Origin of the sequence: Brochothrix sp. (assembly GCF_017549435.1) — a bacterium.
GTDB lineage: Bacteria > Bacillota > Bacilli > Lactobacillales > Listeriaceae > Brochothrix > Brochothrix thermosphacta.
The window spans coordinates 1-4,593 of sequence record NZ_JAFYUW010000006.1 but is presented as its reverse complement, the minus strand read 5'-3'; the positions used below and the strand labels follow the sequence as shown (position 1 = coordinate 4,593).

Below are 4,593 nucleotides of genomic sequence, written 5' to 3'. Positions count from 1 at the left end.
CCAATAACAACACCGACTGCTAAATCTAATACGTTGCCTTTAAGCGCAAATTCTTTAAATTCTTTCCACATATGTATATACCTCCTTTAGTAATATTCCTTACAATTTTAATTATCGGATATAATAATGATTAAATCAAATTTTTTTTCGAAAATTAAGCAAAAAAGCGTAAAAAAATATAGTCATACGCGTAAATTAAAGGGGAGAATGAAAGTGAATCTGACTATTTTTAATGATAAAAGGCTTTTTGTGGAAGTATTAAGTAAAGTTTGTTCACGTCATATGCAAAGATGTGTATAATAAAGGGGTACAAAAAATAGCATTGAAGCGAGAGGAAGTTTAATTATGACAACTAATTATCCCGATGATAGCTATTCACTTCATACGGATTTTTATCAAATTAACATGATGAAAGTTTATTGGGACGATGGAATAGCAGAAAAAAAGGCGGTTTTTGAAGCATATTTTAGAAGTATGCCTTTTAACGCGGGCTTTGCAGTTTTTGCAGGTCTTGAACGGGTAATCACATATATCCAAAATTTAAAATTCACGGAATCAGATATCGCTTATTTACGCGAGACGACAGATTATCCTGAGGATTTTTTAACGTATCTTAGTGAATTTAAATTTAAAGGTAAAATACGCAGCATGCGTGAAGGTGAAATTGTCTTTAATAATGAACCTCTTTTTCAAGTCGAAGCAGGATTAGCAGAGTGTCAGCTGATTGAAACAGCAGTGCTAAACGCTTTGAATTATCAAACGTTAATCGCTACCAAAGCATCGCGTATTCGTTATGTAGCAGGACCAAACGCATCAGTGATGGAATTTGGTACACGACGTGCCCAAGAGTTTGATGCAGCACTTTGGGGGACTCGTTCTGCGTATATTGGTGGTTTTGATTCAACCAGTAATGTCCGAGCAGGTAAATTGTTTGATATTCCTGTTTCAGGAACACATGCACATGCAATGATCCAAGCCTACAAAGATGAATATGTCGCGTTTACTAAATATGCGACAAGCCATAAAGACTGTGTGTTTTTAGTTGATACATACGATACGCTACATTCAGGTATTCCAAATGCAATTAAAGTAGCCAATGAATTTGGTGATAAAATTAATTTTGTGGGCATTCGTATTGATAGTGGTGATTTAAGTTTCTTATCTAAAAAAGCACGCGAAATGTTAGACGATGCCGGTTATCCAAATGCTAAAATTGTTGCATCTAACGATTTAGATGAGAACATGATTATGCATTTAATGGCACAAAATGCCTGTATAGATGTATGGGGCGTGGGCACGAAATTGATTACTGCTTATGATCAACCCTCTTTAGGTGGCGTGTATAAAATGGTCGCAATTGAAGATGAAAACGGTCAGTATATGGATACAATCAAGCTTTCAAGCAACAGCTCGAAAGTGACAACACCAGGTCGTAAAAATGTCTTCCGTATCATTGATAATCAAAGTAAACGATCAGAAGGTGATTATATCACTCTAGCTGATGAATCAATGGAGGGCATTGAAACACTAACAATGTTCCACCCGGTTCATTCATATATCCAAAAAGATGTATCTAACTTTACAGCGCAAGAATTGTTACAGGATATTTTTATTGACGGTGAGTTAGTGTATCAATTACCGACAGTACACGAAATTAAAGAATTCGCAAAAGAAAATAAAAAAGTATTATGGGACGAATACCGTCGTATTTCGAATCCAGAAGAATACCCGGTTGATTTAAGCGATAAATGCTGGGAAAATCGTAATGAAAACATCAAGAGTGTGCGTGATCATGTAAAAGAAACAACAAGCGTTCACTTTGATCGTCCAAGTTTATAAGAAGGAGTGAGCATAATGAGTTTACAAACGAAAATTATTGCTGAAATGGGTGTCAAACCAACGATTAATGCTGAGGAAGAAATTCGTGTGAGCGTTGATTTTCTAAAAGCCTATCTAGTGAAACATTCATTTCTTAAAACATTGGTTATCGCTGTTAGTGGTGGACAAGATTCAACATTAGCAGGACGTATCGCTCAAATAGCTGTTTCGGAATTACGTGAAGAAGCCCAAGCGGATGTTCAGTTACTTGCCGTGCGTTTACCGTATGGTGTGCAATTAGATGAAGCGGATGCCCAAGATGCTTTAACCTTTATTGGTGCTGATGAACTGTTTACCGTCAACGTTAAAGCTAGTGTTGATGCGACTCAAGCTGCATTAGCAGAAGCAGGTGTTGTTTTATCTGACTTTGTGAAAGGCAATATTAAGGCCAGAGAACGAATGGTGACACAATATGGTATCGCCGGTGCACGAGCAGGTGCCGTGATTGGAACGGATCATGCAGCAGAAGCGATTACAGGTTTTTATACAAAATATGGTGATGGTGGTACGGATATTAATCCGTTGTTCCGTTTAAATAAACGCCAAGGTCGCCAATTATTGGAAGCTTTAGGTGCACCAGAACATCTGTATACTAAAATACCAACAGCTGACTTAGAGGAAGATCGTCCGGCTTTATCTGATGAAGTAGCCTTAGGTGTTACTTACGATGAAATCGATGATTACCTCGAAGGAAAAACAGTGTCTGCAGAAGCAGAAACTAAAATTGAAAGCTGGTATTTGAAATCCGAACATAAACGTCACTTACCAATTACAGTATTTGATGACTTTTGGAAAAAATAAGAGCGGAATCGGTCATTTTTGATGTTATCATCTTGACCGACCGCTCGTTTTTGTTTATGATGAGTAAGTATAGCTTTTAAGCTAAATATCTGAGTGGGGTGACATTTTTGGGAAGTATAAAACCAATGCAAGACGTAGAAAAAATCATCGTATTAGACTTTGGTAGTCAATACAATCAACTAATCACACGTCGTATTCGTGATTTTGGCGTTTACAGTGAATTACATGAACACACAATCACGTTAGAAGAGATGAAAGCTTTAAATCCTACAGGTATTATTTTATCTGGTGGACCTAACAGTGTGTATGACGAAGATGCTTTCCGTTGTGATGAGCGTATATTCGATATGGGGATCCCTGTTTTAGGTATTTGTTATGGAATGCAATTATTAAGCACGCACTTTGGTGGCCGTGTTGAAGGCGCAACAAACCGTGAATACGGTAAAGCATCAATCAATGTGATTGATAATGCACCGCTTTTCAAAGGATTACCATCTGAGCAAGTTGTCTGGATGAGTCATGGGGATAAAGTTGTTGAAGCACCAGCTGGTTTTGAAATTACAGCAACAAGCCCATCATGCCCAATCACTGCAATTGCTGATGAATCTCGTCGTATTTACGCAGTTCAATTCCATCCAGAGGTACGTCATTCTGTACACGGAAATGAATTGTTACGTCAATTTGCAGTTGATATCTGTGGCTGTAAAGGCGACTGGACAATGGAAAACTTTGTTGATTCACAAATTGCAAGTATCCGCGAAAAAGTAGGCGACAAAAAAGTCTTACTTGCTTTAAGTGGTGGTGTTGATTCATCAGTTGTTGGTGTATTAATTCACCGTGCAATTGGCGATCAATTAACATGTATCTTTGTTGACCATGGTTTGTTACGTAAAGATGAAGGAACGCAAGTAATGGAAACATTATACGGCGACTTCCATATGAACATTATTAAAGTTGATGCGCAAGAGCGTTTCTTAAGTAAATTAAAAGGTGTTTCTGATCCTGAACAAAAACGTAAGATTATCGGTAACGAATTTATCTACGTGTTTGATGATGAAGCAACTAAATTAAATGGTGTTGAGTTCTTAGCACAAGGAACGTTATACACTGACGTTATTGAATCTGGAACAGCAACAGCTCAAACAATTAAATCACACCATAACGTTGGTGGGTTACCAGAAGATATGCAATTTGAATTGATTGAACCGTTAAACACGTTGTTCAAAGATGAAGTGCGTGCTTTAGGAATTGAATTGGGTATGCCTGAAAAATTAGTATGGCGTCAACCATTCCCAGGACCTGGTTTAGGTATTCGTGTTCTTGGTGAAGTAACTGAAGATAAACTTGAAATCGTACGTGAATCAGATGCGATTTTACGTGAAGAAATTGCAAAAGCCGGTCTTGACCGTGAAATTTGGCAATACTTTACAGCTCTACCAAACGTATTAAGCGTTGGTGTAATGGGCGACGAACGTACTTACGATCATACGATTGTGGTTCGTGCAGTAACATCTATCGACGGTATGACAGGTGACTGGGCACGTATTCCTTACGAAGTGTTGGAAGTTATCTCTCAACGTATCGTAAACGAAGTGGCTCACGTTAACCGTGTAGCCTATGATATTACATCTAAACCACCAGCAACAATTGAGTGGGAGTAGTTGTAGGAGAGCCAGAAATCCTTGTTTATCAAGGGTTTCTGGCTCTTCTTATTTTTTTACTGCACTTTTATTGCACTTTTTTCATTTCTTTGTTTCGCAAGTAGTCTACAGTAAATTGATTCTTTGGTGAAGTATCATAATTTTGTTTTGCTTCTTTAAAGGAAATGGCTCCATTTAATTTGTTAGCTACCTCAAAATTACTGTTAGGATAAAGATGTCCATACGTTCCTAAAGTCGTCTCAATATCTTCATG

At 37.6% G+C, this 4,593-nt stretch carries 4 protein-coding genes and 1 pseudogene; 3 read left to right on the top strand and 2 right to left on the bottom strand.

Translation table 11 applies throughout. The annotated features are described in order from the left end of the window. A partial coding sequence (locus tag IKV95_RS00270) for an MscL family protein (protein ID WP_287451284.1) occupies window positions 1-71 on the bottom strand: 71 nt, incomplete at its 3' end. A gap of 274 nt (window positions 72-345) precedes the next feature. Between IKV95_RS00270 and IKV95_RS00265 the strand changes: the two genes are divergently transcribed. From IKV95_RS00265 to guaA, 3 genes are all read left to right on the top strand, one after another. Next, the gene (locus IKV95_RS00265) at window positions 346-1,839 is read left to right on the top strand and encodes a nicotinate phosphoribosyltransferase (protein ID WP_069131798.1); all 1,494 of its coding nucleotides are present in this window, start codon (window positions 346-348) and stop codon (window positions 1,837-1,839) included. A gap of 15 nt (window positions 1,840-1,854) precedes the next feature. Continuing rightward, window positions 1,855-2,679, top strand: a complete 825-nt coding sequence (gene nadE / locus IKV95_RS00260; RefSeq protein WP_287451283.1) for an ammonia-dependent NAD(+) synthetase — start codon at window positions 1,855-1,857, stop codon at window positions 2,677-2,679. Window positions 2,680-2,804: 125 nt separating this feature from the next. After that, window positions 2,805-4,340, top strand: a complete 1,536-nt coding sequence (gene guaA / locus IKV95_RS00255) for a glutamine-hydrolyzing GMP synthase (RefSeq protein WP_036027587.1) — start codon at window positions 2,805-2,807, stop codon at window positions 4,338-4,340. Window positions 4,341-4,407: 67 nt separating this feature from the next. Here guaA and IKV95_RS00250 read toward each other — a convergent pair. Further along, a pseudogene (locus IKV95_RS00250) lies at window positions 4,408-4,593 on the bottom strand (site-specific integrase); the annotation flags it as partial.

Bases quoted from the DNA above. Each gene is read 5' to 3' on its own strand.
- guaA (WP_036027587.1), top strand. From the start codon at position 2,805: ATGCAAGACGTAGAAAAAATCATCGTATTAGACTTTGGTAGTCAATAC.
- IKV95_RS00265 (WP_069131798.1), top strand. From the start codon at position 346: ATGACAACTAATTATCCCGATGATAGCTATTCACTTCATACGGATTTT.
- nadE (WP_287451283.1), top strand. From the start codon at position 1,855: ATGAGTTTACAAACGAAAATTATTGCTGAAATGGGTGTCAAACCAACG.